The sequence below is a fragment of the Pseudomonas sp. genome (assembly GCF_035554175.1).
GTDB lineage: Bacteria > Pseudomonadota > Gammaproteobacteria > Pseudomonadales > Pseudomonadaceae > Aquipseudomonas.
This window is the reverse complement of the sequence record NZ_DATMIV010000006.1, coordinates 51,049-65,421: the sequence shown is the minus strand read 5'-3', so window position 1 is coordinate 65,421 and position 14,373 is coordinate 51,049. Positions and strand designations below refer to the sequence as shown.

At 58.9% G+C, this 14,373-nt stretch carries 10 protein-coding genes; 5 read left to right on the top strand and 5 right to left on the bottom strand.

What is annotated here, in order from left to right; genetic code table 11:
* The first annotated feature begins 193 nt into the window (after positions 1 to 193).
* The 4 genes from putP (at position 194) to VNV36_RS02330 (ending at position 5,398) form a co-directional block, all read left to right on the top strand.
* Positions 194 to 1,678 carry a sodium/proline symporter PutP gene (gene putP, locus VNV36_RS02345; protein WP_325715868.1) on the top strand — a complete coding sequence of 495 codons (1,485 nt, stop codon included), beginning with the start codon at positions 194 to 196 and terminating at the stop codon, positions 1,676 to 1,678.
* 349 nt (positions 1,679 to 2,027) lie between these two features.
* Positions 2,028 to 4,043 (top strand): type VI secretion system Vgr family protein, encoded by a 2,016-nt coding sequence (locus tag VNV36_RS02340; RefSeq protein ID WP_325715866.1) that lies wholly within the window; start codon positions 2,028 to 2,030, stop codon positions 4,041 to 4,043.
* A 7-nt stretch (positions 4,044 to 4,050) separates the two neighbouring features.
* Positions 4,051 to 4,746, top strand: coding sequence for a DUF4123 domain-containing protein (locus VNV36_RS02335; RefSeq protein ID WP_414705490.1), 696 nt, complete (start codon positions 4,051 to 4,053; stop codon positions 4,744 to 4,746).
* Between the two features lie 331 nt (positions 4,747 to 5,077).
* Positions 5,078 to 5,398 carry a hypothetical protein gene (locus VNV36_RS02330; protein WP_325715862.1) on the top strand — a complete coding sequence of 107 codons (321 nt, stop codon included), beginning with the start codon at positions 5,078 to 5,080 and terminating at the stop codon, positions 5,396 to 5,398.
* A gap of 99 nt (positions 5,399 to 5,497) precedes the next feature.
* On the opposite strand, the gene VNV36_RS02325 is transcribed toward VNV36_RS02330, so the two are convergent.
* Positions 5,498 to 6,004: a hypothetical protein gene (locus VNV36_RS02325; RefSeq protein WP_325715860.1), complete on the bottom strand. Its 507-nt coding sequence runs from the start codon at positions 6,002 to 6,004 to the stop codon at positions 5,498 to 5,500.
* Between VNV36_RS02325 and VNV36_RS02320 the strand changes: the two genes are divergently transcribed.
* Positions 6,003 to 6,842, top strand: a complete 840-nt coding sequence (locus VNV36_RS02320; RefSeq protein ID WP_325715858.1) for a 23S rRNA (adenine(2030)-N(6))-methyltransferase RlmJ — start codon at positions 6,003 to 6,005, stop codon at positions 6,840 to 6,842. The two genes, VNV36_RS02325 and VNV36_RS02320, sit on opposite strands and share 2 nt — an antisense overlap.
* Before the next feature lie 101 nt (positions 6,843 to 6,943).
* On the opposite strand, the gene msrA is transcribed toward VNV36_RS02320, so the two are convergent.
* The 4 genes from msrA to aceF form a co-directional block, all read right to left on the bottom strand.
* Positions 6,944 to 7,609 (bottom strand): peptide-methionine (S)-S-oxide reductase MsrA, encoded by a 666-nt coding sequence (gene msrA, locus VNV36_RS02315; protein WP_325715856.1) that lies wholly within the window; start codon positions 7,607 to 7,609, stop codon positions 6,944 to 6,946.
* A gap of 180 nt (positions 7,610 to 7,789) precedes the next feature.
* Positions 7,790 to 10,486, bottom strand: coding sequence for a putative bifunctional diguanylate cyclase/phosphodiesterase (locus VNV36_RS02310; RefSeq protein WP_325715854.1), 2,697 nt, complete (start codon positions 10,484 to 10,486; stop codon positions 7,790 to 7,792).
* Positions 10,487 to 10,729: 243 nt separating this feature from the next.
* The gene (locus VNV36_RS02305) at positions 10,730 to 12,127 is read right to left on the bottom strand and encodes an alkaline phosphatase D family protein (protein ID WP_325715852.1); all 1,398 of its coding nucleotides are present in this window, start codon (positions 12,125 to 12,127) and stop codon (positions 10,730 to 10,732) included.
* 278 nt (positions 12,128 to 12,405) lie between these two features.
* Positions 12,406 to 14,364 (bottom strand): dihydrolipoyllysine-residue acetyltransferase, encoded by a 1,959-nt coding sequence (aceF, locus tag VNV36_RS02300; protein WP_325715850.1) that lies wholly within the window; start codon positions 14,362 to 14,364, stop codon positions 12,406 to 12,408.
* Positions 14,365 to 14,373: the final 9 nt, after the last annotated feature.

The following is a 14,373-nucleotide window of genomic DNA, read 5'->3' as shown; positions in this document are numbered from 1 at the left end:
CACCTTATTTGCTTTGTTGCATAGCATTCGCCGCCAAGGTGCAACCGGGAATAACCCGGTGCGCCGGCTGATGGCTTTCCTGGGGAAACATCAGTCCTAAATTGCGCGGGATCCCGAATCGTCTGCCAAACGTCGTCGTTTGCGAGCGGTTCACCACCGCCGCTACATAAAAACAAAGCCAGGGCGTAACTCAATGAGCGTAAGCAATCCAACCCTGATCACGTTCGTGATCTACATCGCAGCAATGGTGCTGATCGGCTTCATGGCCTATCGCTCCACCAACAACCTTTCCGACTATATTCTCGGCGGTCGCAGCCTCGGCAGCGTCGTTACCGCGCTGTCGGCCGGTGCATCGGACATGAGTGGCTGGTTGTTGATGGGCCTGCCGGGCGCCATCTACATGTCCGGTCTGTCCGAAAGCTGGATCGCCATCGGCCTGATCGTCGGTGCCTACCTGAACTGGCTGTTCGTCGCCGGCCGTCTGCGCGTGCAGACCGAGCACAACGGCGATGCCCTGACCCTGCCGGACTACTTCTCCAGCCGTTTCGAAGATACAAGCGGCCTGCTGCGGATTATCTCGGCGGTGGTGATTCTGGTGTTCTTCACCATCTATTGCGCTTCCGGCATCGTCGCCGGTGCGCGTCTGTTCGAAAGCACCTTCGGCATGTCCTACGAGACGGCGCTGTGGGCCGGTGCGGCGGCGACGATTGCCTACACCTTTGTCGGCGGGTTCCTCGCGGTAAGCTGGACCGACACCGTACAAGCCACACTGATGATCTTCGCGCTGATCCTGACGCCGATCATCGTGCTGCTGGCTACCGGCGGCGTCGACACCACGTTCCTGGCGATCGAAGCCAACGACCCAAGCAACTTCGACATGCTCAAGGGCACCACTTTCATCGGTGTGATTTCGCTGTTGGGCTGGGGTCTGGGTTACTTCGGTCAGCCGCACATCCTTGCGCGTTTCATGGCGGCAGACTCGGTCAAATCGATTGCCAATGCCCGTCGCATCTCCATGACCTGGATGATCCTGTGCCTGGGCGGCACTGTCGCAGTGGGTTTCTTCGGTATTGCGTACTTCTCGGCGCATCCGGAAGTTGCAGGTCCGGTGACCGAGAACCACGAACGTGTGTTCATCGAACTGGCGAAAATCCTCTTCAACCCATGGATTGCCGGTGTGTTGCTGTCGGCGATTCTGGCTGCGGTGATGAGCACCCTGAGCTGCCAGTTGCTGGTGTGCTCGAGCGCACTGACCGAAGACTTCTACAAGACCTTCCTGCGCAAGTCCGCTTCGCAACTGGAGCTGGTCTGGGTCGGTCGTGCCATGGTGCTGCTGGTGGCCCTGATTGCCATCGCACTGGCGGCCAACCCGGACAACCGCGTACTGGGCCTGGTGTCCTACGCCTGGGCCGGTTTCGGCGCAGCGTTCGGTCCGGTTGTACTGATCTCGGTGGTCTGGAAAGGCATGACCCGCAACGGCGCACTGGCCGGTATTCTGGTCGGCGCGATTACCGTGGTGGTCTGGAAGCATTTCGAACTGCTGGGTCTGTACGAAATCATTCCTGGCTTCATCTTCGCCAGCCTGGCCATCTACTTTGTCAGCAAGGCGGGTGAACCGACTCGCGGCATGGTTGAGCGCTTTGAGGCAGCGGAAAAAGACTTCCATCTGAACAAGTGATGGACTGAGCTTCGGCTCACATAAAAACGGCCCGTTTCCTAAAGAGACGGGCCGTTTTTTATTGCCTGTGATTCTTGAGCGCAGTGTAGATCCCCTGTGGGAGCGAGCTTGCTCGCGAAGACGCCGTGTCAGTCGATGGAGATGTTGGCATATAGGCCGCTTTCGCGAGCAAGCTCGCTCCCACATTGTTCAGTGGGGAGTTTGGGGGATTTGTCTGTAGTCGAAGGCGCCGCGTTCTCAGGTCCTTTCAGCAAACCACGTAGGGCAAATCTGAATTCCGCGTCACCTGCTCATGACCCCTTGCCCCTCATGCAGAATCGCCCGCCCTCACACTGCAGAGAGACATCGGATGTTCGCGTCTGCCAATCAACCGCGTTTCACGTTGACCCTCGAAGGCGCCCAGCATGACCTCAAGGTCCTTGAGTTCACGGGCAGGGAAGCCATCAGCCAACCCTTTCGCTTCGAACTGGAACTGGTCAGCGAGCGGCCGGACCTGGATCTGGAAAGCCTGCTGCATGGTCAGGCATATTTGAGTTTTGACGCTCAGGGTTGCGGTATTCACGGTCAGATTTATCAGGTCGGACAGGGCGATTCCGGGAAACGTCTGACACGCTATCACCTCAGCCTCGTCCCGCGTCTGACGTATCTGGGGCATCGCATCAACCAGCGGATTTTCCAGCATCAGAGCGTGCCGCAAATCGTCGCGCAGATCCTCAACGACCATTCGATCCTGCGCGATGCCTTCGAATTTCGTCTCGGCAGCCAATACCCGGAACGCGAGTACTGCGTGCAATACGCTGAAAGCGATCTGGCTTTTATCCAGCGCCTGTGTGCCGAAGTCGGCATTCATTATCACTTTCAACACAGCCCCGAAGGCCATCTGCTGGTATTCGGCGACGACCAGACCGTGTTCCCGAAACTGCCCGAGCCGACGCTGTATCTACCGGGCAGCGGCATGTCGGCGGGCGCACCGGCGATTCAGCGTTTCAACGTGCGCGTGGAAACCCGTACCAGTGTGGTTACCCGGCGCGACTACAACTTCGAAAAGCCGCGCCTGTCTTTGCAAAGCCGCAGTGACGGTGAACAGCGTCCGGTGCTGGAGGACTATCACTTCCCCGGCCAATTCAACGATCGTGAAACCGGCAAACACCTGACGCGCCGCGCGCTTGAACGGCATGTCGCCGATTACCGCCAGGCCGAAGGCAGCAGCGACGAATCTTCATTGGTCAGCGGACATTTTCTGCAACTCACCGAACATCCGCGCAACGATTGGAATGATCTGTGGCTGCTCACTGCCGTCGAACATCGCGGTCGCCAGCCACAGGTGCTTGAGGAATCGGTGACCAGTGATGGCGAATCCTTTCAGGGTTACCGCAATACTTTCGTCGCCACGCCGTGGGATGTGATCTTTCGCCCGGCACTGGCGCCGGAGAAGCCGCGCATGTCGGGTTACCAACCCGCCGTGGTTACCGGCCCGAAAGACCTGGAAATCCACTGCGATGAATACGGCCGGGTCAAAGTGCAACTGGCCTGGGATCGCGATGGCGAACTGAACGAGCACTCCAGTTGCTGGCTGCGCGTCGCCAGCGGTTGGGCCCACGACCGTTACGGCAGTGTGCTGATTCCGCGGGTTGGCATGGAGGTGCTGGTCGGCTTCATTGACGGCGATGCTGACAAGCCGCTGGTCATGGGGTGCCTGCCCAACGCCGCGACACCGGTACCGCTGGAATTGCCGGCCGACAAAACCCGCAGCATCTTCCGCAGCCAGAGCAGCCCGGGTGGTGGCGGTTATAACGAACTGCGCATCGAGGATAAAAAAGGCGCCGAGGAAATCTACCTGCGTGCCCAGCGCAACTGGACCCAGCATGTGCTCAACGACCAGCAGATACAGGTCGACAATCAGCGCAGTGTGGTCGTCAGCGGCACTGCCCGGCATGAACTCAAAGCTGATGAGCAGCGTATCACCCACGGCCAGCGGCAGACCGAGGTCAGGCAGGATGACCATTTATCGGTGCACGGCGACCAGCAGATTCGGGTGAGCAGTCAGGCCACGAGTGCCTCTGCGCAGATCCATATCAGCGCTGGCCAGCAAGTGGTCATCGACGGCGGCGCGAGTGCGACGATTCAGGCCGGCGGGCAGTGGATCAATATCGGCCCCGGCGGGATTTTCAGCAGCGTGCCAATTGTCGTGGGCGGCGCGCCAATGCTGGCGACCAGCGCTGCGCCGCAGGTGCCGGGGCTGTCGGAAAAATTCGCCGCAGCGCCGGCGGCCATCCTGACTGCCGCACAAATCATGAGCTTTAAAGGCGATGCGCCGTTCTGCGAGGAGTGTGAGCGGTGCAAGGACGGTATTTGTGCAGCCTGAAAACGTGATGCCGGCAGATTGGCTGGCACGCGAACCGCTGCAAGCGTCAGAGCAATTGTTCGCGATTTTCAGCCGTGCCAGCGCTGCCGATGTTTTTGAGGCCTGGCAGGGCACAGCAAATCCGCTCTGGGCCGAGACGATTTATGCAGAGTGGGACGCGGTGATGCCATATGTGGGAATTGTCGCTGCTGATAGTGAGTTTTTGCGCTGGGTAGCTGAAACCGAGTCGCGAGACTGGGGTTGGCTGGCGGTGTCTTCGGCGGCCCTTGAAGTGGTAATCGAGCATTTTCGCAGCTTGACTCAAGTGCTGATGCCGGACGGTAAGACGGTGTTTTTCCGGTTCTGGGACGGAAGGTTTCTGCTGCCCCTTCTGCAGTCGCCAGAGGTCAATCCCGCGCAATTGCTGCCGGTTGTCTCGCGAGGCTTGATCAATGGCCAGGCCTTTGAAATCGGCGGCCGAGCGCTGGTGTCGGGGCGGGTCTTGCCGTGGTGGACCGTGCCGCCAACGGTATTGGCGCAGACCGATGAAGGCGTACGGGTCGCCAATGTTCTGCAATGGCTCAGCGAAGAACAGCCAGCCATGTTCGAGGCATTTCCCGAGGCGGTGCTGCGCTGCAAGGTCGGGCAGTTTTTAAAATTATCGATGTCGGAAGATTCGTCACGATCGGCGCTTCTGGAGTTTTTGCTGGCAGAGGCAGAGTGAATTTTCGGGGCAAACGCTTCGGACGTTTCCTTCGAATCGCGGCGGTTTTCATGAACTGGTGCGTGGTGGGTTGCAGGGATAGTCTTTTCGTTGTCACTGCGAGAGTGGTGGCAGGGTGAAGGATTCCCGCATTCATGACGTTACAGTTCGTTGGCTTTTTGCGGCACTTGGTTCAAGTCCGTAAGATTGTTCGCGGCGGCTGTGCGTGGGGCACGCTTCGGCGTGGCCGAGGTCCATGATTGCTCGGTTCCTACTCCTGCGCACAGCTGCCACCCTAACCCGTAGGAAGGTGTGATGGCGGCTCACGTTTATCAATCATGGGACCCGGAAAATGACCAATATGCATACTGATTCACCCTACGAAAAAATCACCCCCCACCCCGACAACCGCTTCATGGCCCTCACCGGCAATTGCAGCGACATGCCCAGTCTGTTCATCGACACCCACGTGCCCCTCGACATCCTCATGGACGCCGCCAACTACCGCATCCGCGCGGTGGTTCAGGTCCTGGAAAACATGTGCATGCGCGGCTCGATCGAATGCGACTCCGTCATCCTCAGCGACTTTGCATTGCTGTGCGCCATTCCACTGCGCGATGGCTGCGATGTGCTGGACGTCATCGGCAAGCGCCTGCGCAGCTTACCCGCCTGAAAAAGATCAAAAGATCGCAGCTTTCTACAGAGTGAGCGCCTATCCCATGTAGGAGCTGCCGAAGGCTGCGATCTTTTGATGTTGATTGAAATCAGGGAGTCAGTCAGAGATGTAGGCATCTTGAGTTTGGATAAAGCGGTTGAACGCTTCGGAGTTGTAGATTTTCAGGCACGCAAGGAACACTACTTTCTCATTTGAGTGTTTGCTGCGTGAGGGTGTCTGCTCGTAAGCCGCCAACACGTAGCTCAGTGTTTCTTTATAGGGATCGTGCAGCACTTGCAGCGTGTCTTCATTTTGCAGGATGGAATGCAGGCCGTTGCCCATGAATGAGTAGGCATCGGCGGATAGTGGTGTTCTTTCTGGGGACTGACCGAGGTGTCTGGGTGTTGTACGCCGACCTGCGACTTCAGCGGTGACCTTCGTTTGGCCAAGCCTGAGATCACGTCGATCATTCAAGTCGATGTAACTCGCAAGATCACCACCGTCAGTCCCCTCTCCCTCCGGGAGAGGGCTAGGGTGAGGGCAGGCTTTTGTCCGCTCGGCCGCCAACCCCTGACTTGCCGCCCGGTAAAAGGTAAACTTTGCGGCCCTCGCAGGAGCAGCCATGAATTATCGTCACGCCTTCCATGCCGGCAATCACGCCGATGTGTTCAAACACCTGACCTTGACCCGCCTCATCGCTTTGATGTCGCGCAAGGAGCAGCCGTTTGCCTATCTCGACACGCACGCCGGCATCGGTCTGTATGACTTGCAGGGCGATCAGGCCAATCGTACCGGCGAGTATCTGGAAGGCATCGCGCGGTTGTGGGATCAGGCGGATCTACCGGCAGTGACGGCTGACTACATGAAGGTACTGCATGAGATGAACCCGGATGGCCAGTTGCGTTACTACCCCGGTTCGCCGGAGCTGGCGCGGCGTCTGACCCGGCCGCAGGATCGGGTGATGCTCAACGAGAAACACCCTGAAGACGGTGTGTTGCTCAAGGACAACATGGCCGGTGATCGCCGGGTGAAAGTGCATCTGGGTGAGGGCTGGCATGTTGCTCGGGCGATGCTGCCGGTACAGGAGAAGCGTGCAGTGATGCTGATCGATCCGCCGTTCGAACAAATCGATGAAATGCAGCGTTGTGCGGCGTCGATGAAAGAGGCTATCGGCCGCATGCGCCAGACCGTCGCGGCGATCTGGTATCCGGTGAAGGATCAGCGTGCACTGCGGCGTTTCTATCAGGATCTGGCCGGGACCGGTGCGCCGAAGTTGTTGCGTGTGGAGTTGCTCGTGCATCCGCTGGACACGCCGAACAGCCTGAACGGTTCCGGGCTGGCGATCGCCAATCCGCCGTGGGGGCTGGAGGAAGAGCTGCGTGAGTTGTTGCCGTGGCTGTCGAAGAAACTGGGACAGACTCAGGGTGGCTGGCAGATGGACTGGTTGATTGCCGAGAGCTGATCAACAGCAAGATCAAAAGATCGCAGCCTTCGGCAGCTCCTACACAGGAATGCGTTTCCCTGTAGGAGCTGCCGAAGGCTGCGATCTTTTGCTTTCAGGGTTTAATTATCTGCCAGGCTCGCAGGCATGCACACACCCGTGCCGCCAATGCCGCAATAGCCTTCCGGATTCTTCGCCAGATATTGCTGGTGGTATGCCTCGGCAAAGTACACGGTCGGCGCCTGTTCAATCTCGGTGCTGATTTCACCCAGGCCGGCCTTGGCCAGTTCCGCCTGATACACGTCTTTGCTTTTCAGTGCCGCATCCAGTTGCTCCGGGGTGGTCGCATAGATCACCGAGCGGTACTGCGTGCCGATGTCGTTGCCCTGACGCATGCCTTGAGTCGGGTTATGCAGTTCCCAGAACATCGCCAGCAGTTCTTCGTAACTGACTCGGGCCTTGTCATACACCACCAAGACCACTTCTGCGTGGCCGGTCAGGCCCGAGCAGACTTCTTCGTACGTCGGGTTCGGCGTGAAGCCGCCGGCGTAACCGACCACGGTGCTGACCACACCTTCGCGCTGCCAGAAGCGTCGTTCCGCGCCCCAGAAGCAGCCCAGACCGAAAATCGCAAAGTCGACGTCCTGAAAGAATGGACCGAGCAGTGGAGTGTCTTCGAAGAAGAAATGTTTTTCCGGCAGGGTCATCGGGGTTTCGCGGCCGGGCAGGGCTTGTTCTTTGGTTGGAAGCACGTTTTTGTTCACCAGAATTTCCGAGCGCAGAACCATGAGCGTTCCTCTCAGTCAGGTTGGAGGTAAAAAGTCAGACCGCCAGTGTGCCGAATGATGCCCGATTTCGCACTATTCAATGTAGGAGCTGCCGAAGGCTGCGATCTTTTTGATCTTGTTTTTAAAAGCAAAAATCAAAAGATCGCAGCCTTCGGCAGCTCCTACAGGGATCTAGGTGTTTCAGAGACAAAGCGGCCCGCGCGGGTAGCGCTTGAGGGCTTTGATCAGCTCGTCACCGGGAATCGGCCGGTCGAACAGATAGCCCTGGCCGACGTCGCAACGATGCCGGCGCAGAAACGCCAGTTGCTCGGCAGTTTCGATGCCTTCAGCGACCACCTTGAGTTTCAGGTTGTGAGCCATTGCGATCACGGCGGAGGTGATTTCCATGTCGTCCTGGTTGTCCGGGATTTCATGGATAAAGCTGCGATCGATCTTGATGATGTCGATCGGGAATTTCTTCAGATAGCTGAGCGACGAATAACCGGTACCGAAATCATCCATGGCCAGAGTCAGACCCAGACGCTTGAGCTGATCGAGCTGCAAATGCGTGTCTTCAGTGGCTTCCAGCAACAGGCCTTCGGTCAGCTCCAGTTCGAGCAGACTGGCCGGTAGTGCTTCTTCCTTGAGAATGTTGGCGATGGAGGCAACCAGATCCGGATCGGAAAACTGTTTCGGCGACAGATTGATCGCCACTTGCAGATTACCCAGGCCGGCGGCAGTCAGGGATTTGCTCATGCGGCAAGCCTGACGGGCGATCCACTTGCCGATCGGAATGATCAGGCCGGTCTCTTCGGCGACGCTGATGAACTGGTCCGGGCGGATCATGCCGCGCTCCGGGTGGTTCCACCGCAGCAACGCTTCCATGCCCAGCAGGCGCCCGCTGCGCAGGCACAGTTTCGGCTGGTAGAAAACGTCGAGCTCGTTTTGCGTCAGGGCGCGGCGCAGGTTGTTCTCGACGAAGAGTTTGTAACTGGCTTCGGCGTTCAACGCTTCGGTAAACACCTGCACCTGATGTTTGCCATTGGCCTTGGCCTTGTGCAGCGCCAGACCGGCGTTGCGCATCAGCGTTTGCGGGTCGCGTCCGTGCAACGGCGCGCAGGCCAGGCCGACGGAGCCGGTGACGCTGATCAACTGGTTGTCGACGAACATCGGTTTGTCGAGGGTCATCAGCAACTGGTTGGCGATCTGCTGACCGGCCTCAAGGTCGGTGTCGTCCAGCAGCACGGCAAACTCGTTACTGGCGAATCGCGCCAGGCTGCCGCTCGGGCTCAGACTGTTGCGCAGGCGCCGGGCGAGACTGATCAACAGTTTGTCGCCGGTCTGGTGACCGAGGCTGTCGTTGATCCGTTTGAAGTTGTCGATGTCCACCAGCAACAGGCTGATCGGCGAGTCGCTGTCGCGGGCAAAACGCTCATCGAGATTGCGGATGAATGCCGGGCGGTTGCCAAGGTTGGTCAGGTTGTCGGTATAGGCCAGGCGCTCGATGCGTTGCTGCGCCAGTTTGGTCTGGGTGATGTCTTCGTAGATGCCGATGTAATGCGTCAGCTCACGGTTGTCGCCATAGACCTTGGAGATCGACAGCTGCCCCCAGTACGGTTCGAGGTTCTTGCGCCGGCTTTTGAATTCACCCTGCCAGCTGTTGCTCTGGGCCAGCGCCGAGGGCGCGTCGAACAGCAGCTCGCTGAGATTTTCCAGCGCCGGCAATTCCGACAGGCGCTGGCCGTGGACTTCTTCGGTGGTGTACTGGGTGATCGCGGTGAAGCTCGGGTTGACGTACTCGACCACGCCGTCGCAGTTGACCAGCAAAAAGGCGTTGGCACTTTGCTCGACCGCACGCTGAAACAGGTGCAGGGCACTGGTGGCGGTGCGACGGTTGTGGTTGTTGATCACTTGCGCGAACTGGTCGGCCAGTTCACCGGCAAAGGCGATTTCGTCGGACTGCCAGGCGCGGGTGGCGCCGGTCTGCTCCAGACACAACACGCCCACCACCTGGCCGTCGACGCGAATGCTGGCGTCGAGCATGGCGTTGACGTCACGCGCACGCATCGCCTCGGCCATCTCACGGGTGCGCGGGTCATGCATCGCATTGTGCGCGTCGATAGCGCGGCTGCTGTGCAAGGCTTCCATGTAATCTGGAAAACCGCTGATATCGATCGGCTCCGGCAGGATGTATTCCTGGGTCGCGCGATGGTAGGCGGAGATCGGCAGCAACCGTTGCCCTTCAAGGTTCCACAGGCTGGCGCAGTCGATTTCATAGATGTCGCAGGCGCAGCGGGTGATCAGTTCGGCGGCTTCCTGCAACGAGTTGTGCGTGCTGTAGCGCTGGCGGGCGAGCAGCAGAATCAAATCCTGCTGCGCGCGTACGCGTTCCAGATGCAGCAGTTGTTCCTGCTGGGCGCGCTGGTTCAGCTCAAGGGCTATTTGCAGGCGCGAATTCTGGGTTTCCAGATCGACCGAAGGCAGCGCCTGGGATTCATCGAGCATATTGTCGACCGCCAACAGATAGCCGCGCAGCAAGTGCCGGTTGTGCTGTTTATAGGCTTCGCCCAACTCAAGGATATTCAACGCGCCGGCCGCCGTGTGCAGGGTGTAGCGCACCACGTAATGCGCGCCTCTGCTCAGTTGCTGCTGGATCGCGTCGTGCAGTTGATAGCGCGCTTGCGGTTCCATCAGGCTGGCGTAGGGCGATCCGACCAGGGCGCACAGTTCGACGGCCGGCTGGCCGAACTGGCGTTCGCAGTTGGGATCGAGAAAGAGCATCGCCCAACTGGCTTCATTCAAGCGCTCGAAACGCAGCATGCCGAGCCGCGAGGGCACAGGCAACTGCGTCACTACCTCGGCCGCCATACGGCTGGCGGCATCGGGTTGGCTCTTCATGAAGGGAACTCACTTGGAAATATGCTGAATGCGCCGGGCTCTCGCCCTCTTAACTGTTGGCTGCGGCAAGGTTGCATCATTGCGGCACCGACTGACAAGAGAGATGAAGGCCAAGTGCTATAAGAATATGTCGGCTGCAGTGAGCATTTCTCCAGTGCGGCACTGAAATGAGTAAAAGATCGCAGCCTGACAGGGAGCGCATATCCATGCAGGAGCTGGCGAAGGCTGCGTTCTTTCGCGGGTTCAACGCAATTTAATACTGATCGATTGCAGCAGCTTGCCGTCACGATCGTGATAGTTGACCAGAATCTGCTCAGCCTCGACGACCACATGGGCAAAGTTGTCCTGGCTCACCACGGCACTGGTCAGCTCGTGCCGGTAGTCGCCGGCTGCCGTGCGAGCCAGCGGTTGATCGAGGATAAAGGTCGAAGCCTTGGCGTACGGCAGCAATTTGCTGTTGTGCAGCGGCGAGGACACGATGGTGTGCACTTCAAAATCGACGTCCTCGCTGTGAGTCAGGCGACTGGTCAGTGAGCCATGGACGTCGCCGGAGACGAACACCACGTTGTTGATTCGATGGGTGCGGATGGTTTCCAGCAGGCGCAGGCGCTGCTCGGGAAATGCTTTCCAGGCATCGTCACCGTTGAACTTGCGATCGGGATAAAACATCACGCTGGTCACCACGAACTTCACCCGTGCCGGGCTGTGGATCAGCCATCGGAGCAGCGCCTGTTCCTGTTCGACGTCGAGAATGCGCCGGTCTTCTTTCGCCAGGTTGCGTTGGGTACGACTGTCGGTCACGAACCAGGCGATATCGCTGTCGCCGAACTGGTACCAGTAATGCCGTAAGGTATTGCGGTCGATCTGGCCATCGCTGTCACGTGCATAAACCGGGCTGTGGCTGGCTTGATAAAGTTCATAAGCAGCCATGGCATTACGATATAAATCCTTGTCCGCTTCTTTGGCATTGGCAGGCCAGTTATCTTCGATTTCATGATCATCGAGCATCATATAAGTCGATGTATTGGACATCAGTCGTTGAATATTCGGCTGCGAAAACGCCGTTCGATATTTCTTCAGGATGTCTTTGGCTTCGCGATCCGGTGCGATGAAATTAAGGTCATCAACATAAACTTGATCGCCTGTCATGATCACCGCGCTGACGGGAGACTGAGTATTTTCGATCAGTTGGTTGATCGAGCCAAAGATGCGGTCGCCCAATTGCGGTAACGAGGCGATACCAGCGGTTATCCGCAGATAACGGCACGAGCCGACGATAAAGCCCCGGGGTTGACTGGGCTCGGTAGTGCGGGTGCGAAAGCGGTAGAGCTGACGCGGCCACTGCAGCGGAAACTCCACCACCGTGTCGATGGTATGCACCGGATTCATCGGGCTTAACCAGCCGGCCTGGTATTCGTATTCACAATCGGCGTTCAGATCCTGCAGTACCAGCACGCCTGACATGTCATTGGTCGGATTCAAAAGTGCGAATACGCTATTGGACCATTTCTCGGCTCCGACTCTACGTGCGCGAACTCCGGCAAATACGCGTTTGCTGTCCTGTTGCTCGCCGCGAATAAAAATGCGTACTTCGTTAGTTGTGGTGTGGCCCACGATCGGGCCGATAACAGGTTTGAACATAATCGATTCCCTTCGAAAGTTTGAATAGTAAGAAATAAATAAGCGAGATGCGTTGGTTCAACTTTCCTGCGCAGAGGTTAGTTGGCTAGCGGCGGAAAATATTGGCGTAAAGTGGACCCGATCTGTGGCCGATATCAGCGCAGGTTGTGGGAAAAAGGTGCAGTAGGGTTTATTTCAGGCAAAAAAAAGCCCCGCCAGACTGACGGGGTTGAGGTACGAGCGTGTGGCGCTCGAAAGGGTGCAGCAAACGGCCCTCCGTTGCCGGAAGGCCGTTTGTATTACAGCAGGATCGTGCGGATGTCGCCCAGCAGGCTGCCCAGACGCTGGGTGAAGCGTGCAGCTGCAGCGCCATTGATCACGCGGTGATCGTAGGACAGCGACAGTGGCAGCATCAGCTTCGGCTGGAACGCTTTGCCGTCCCAGACTGGCTGGATGGTTGCCTTGGAAACACCGAGGATCGCCACTTCCGGCGCGTTGACGATCGGCGTGAAGCCGGTGCCGCCAATGTGGCCGAGGCTGGAAATGGTGAAGCAGGCGCCTTGCATTTCGTCCGAGGACAGCTTCTTGGTGCGGGCTTTCTCAGCCAGCGACGCCGCTTCGGCCGCCAGTTGCAGCAGGCTCTTCTGATCGACGTTCTTGATGACCGGTACCAGCAGGCCATCCGGGGTGTCGACCGCGAAGCCGATGTTCACGTATTTCTTGCGGATGATCGCCTTGCCGCTTGGTGCCAGCGAACTGTTGAAGTCCGGCAGTTCCTTGAGCAGGTGGGCGCAGGTCTTGAGCAGCAGTGGCAGGATGGTCAGCTTGACGCCGGCCTTTTCGGCCACGGCTTTCTGCGCAACACGGAAGGCCTCCAGCTCGGTGATGTCTGCCGAGTCGAATTGCGTCACATGCGGAACGTTCAGCCAGCTGCGGTGCAGGTTGGCAGCGCCGACTTGCATCAGACGCGTCATCGGCACTTCTTCGATTTCGCCGAAACGGCTGAAATCGACCACCGGAATCGGCGGGATGCTCGCGCCACCGGTGGCGCCGCCAGCAGCGGCCGGTGCTTCCTTGGCCTTCTGCATCATCGCCTTGACGTAAACCTGCACGTCTTCCTTGAGGATGCGACCGTGCGGGCCGCTGGCGCCGACGGCGCTCAGCTCGACGCCGAACTCTCGGGCCAGTTGACGCACGGCTGGGCCGGCATGGACTTTCGCGCCTGGCTTGGCCGGTGCGGCGGCTGGAGCGGCAGCAGCAGGTGCTGCGGCAGCCGGAGCAGCAGCGGCAGGTGCCGGAGCGCTTGGTGCAGCAGCTGGAGCCGGGGCAGCAGCAGGTGCCGCGCCTTTGACTTTGAGCTTGAGGATCAGGTCGCCGGTGCCAACTTCGTCATCCAGCTTGATCGAAACGCTTTCAACCACGCCAGCGGCAGGCGATGGAATTTCCATGCTCGCCTTGTCGGATTCCAGGGTGATCAGCGACTGGTCAGCTTCGACGGTATCGCCGGCCTTGACCAGCACTTCGATGATCTTGGCTTTGCCGGCCGAGCCGATGTCCGGGACATGAATGTCCTGAACGCTGTCAGCGGCCGGTGCAGCCGGAGCAGCAGCCGGGGCTGGCGCAGCGGCAGCAGCAGGCGCAGCAGCCTGAGCCGGGGCGGCAGCAGCAGGGGCCGCAGCACCCGCCACTTCCAGATCCAGAATCAGATCGCCGGTGCCGACTTCGTCGTTGAGCTTGACGCTGATGGCCTTGACCACGCCAGCGGCAGGCGACGGGATTTCCATGCTGGCCTTGTCGGATTCCAGAGTGATCAGCGATTGATCAGCCTCGACGGTGTCGCCGACCTTGACCTGGATCTCGATGATCTGTGCCTTGCCCGACGAACCGATGTCCGGCACGTGCACTTGCTGCACCGAAGCGGCAGCAGGAGCAGCGGCGGGCGCGGCAGCAGCAGGCGCGGCAGCCGGTTTCTCTTCAGGCTTGGCAGCAGGTGCGGCGGCAGGCGCAGGTGCCGCTTCAGCGGCGCCTTCGACTTCCAGCTCCAGCAGTTCGTCGCCTTCTTTCAGGCGGTCGCCCAGCTTCACTTTCAGGCTCTTGATGACGCCGGCTTTCGGGGCCGGCACTTCCATGCTGGCCTTGTCCGATTCCAGGGTCAGGATGCTCTGGTCGGCTTCGATGCGGTCGCCGACCTTCACAAACAGTTCAATTACTTCACCTTCACCGCTGCCGATGTCAGGTACGCGAATGAGTTCGCTCACAAAATGTCT